The sequence below is a fragment of the Kribbella sp. NPDC055071 genome, assembly GCF_053608045.1.
In genome coordinates, this window is the sequence record NZ_JBSGUS010000083.1 from 1 (window position 1) to 1,094 (window position 1,094).

The 1,094-nt window shown below is 41.7% G+C and carries 2 protein-coding genes; one reads left to right on the plus strand and one right to left on the minus strand.

Annotated features, from left to right (window positions below):
• Positions 1-194: large conductance mechanosensitive channel protein MscL (gene mscL, locus ACWF4Z_RS38410; RefSeq protein ID WP_452248122.1), on the plus strand; the 194-nt coding region annotated here is incomplete at its 5' end.
• 48 nt (positions 195-242) lie between these two features.
• Here mscL and ACWF4Z_RS38415 read toward each other — a convergent pair.
• A partial coding sequence (locus ACWF4Z_RS38415) for a sensor histidine kinase (protein ID WP_452248123.1) occupies positions 243-1,094 on the minus strand: 852 nt, incomplete at its 5' end.

The following is a 1,094-nucleotide window of genomic DNA, read 5'->3' on the forward strand; positions in this document are numbered from 1 at the left end:
ACTTAAAACAGACGATTGTGAACTTCTTAATTATATCGTTCTCCATTTTTATCGTCATTCGGACTTTGAATGGGTTAAGGCGCAAAAAAGAAGCAGCAGAAGAAGAGGCTGCGGAGGAAGCGGTGGATGCGCAGGAGGAGCTGCTGAAAGAAATCAGAGACCTGCTGAAGCAGCAAGCAAAGTCGCCGGAATAAAAAAGATGCCGTTAGAAACGGCGTCTTTTTTTTTATCTCAATTTTCGTTTAGGTTCGTTCTGTGTCCTTCAGTCCCGCGGGGCTTTCTGTTGTTTCAGCGAGATGAATGAGCATTGAGACAGAGGTGCCTGCATCCGGAGTGCTGCTGATCATCAACTCGCTTCCGCAAAAATGTTTCAGCCGCTGATTGATATTTTTCAATCCGACGCTGCGATCAAAATCCGTTGATAAGAGATCTATTTGTTTTTCCGGAGTTATCCCGGGACCGTTATCCTCTACTTTGATGTGATACTCATTTTTGCTTTGTTTTTTAGCTGTCAGTTTGATCCATCCTCCGCCTCTTTTCTTGCTGACACCGTGAAGAACGGCATTTTCCACCAAGGGCTGAATCATTAAAGGCGGAAGGATAAAGTCAATGTCTTCATCTATATCGAAAAGAACCTCAAGCCGATTACTGAATCGCGTCTTTTCTATAGAAAGATAGGAATTGATAATCGAAAGCTCATGTCTGAAGGAACTGATGGCTGATGTATTTTGAAAGTCAAAACTCATTCTTAAATAGTTGGTAAATTCCTCTGTTACCTCCCGGGCCTTTTCAATATCCAAATGAGTGAGAGAAATAATCGTGTTTAATACATTATAAAGAAAATGAGGCTTGATTTGCGACTGGAGAAACGCCATTTCCATTCTTGTGGCTTGATTTGCTGTATGTTTCATCATTATCAGGTTTTGAATACGCGCCATAAATTCAGAGTAATGATAGGGTTTTTGCAAAATGTCATTCGCTCCGGCATGAAAAGCCTTGTATTTGTCATGGCCGATAATGGCAGCTGTAATGATCAGAACCGGAAGATCAACCATGCTGAATCGTTCGCGAATTTTCATACAGACTTCGAAACC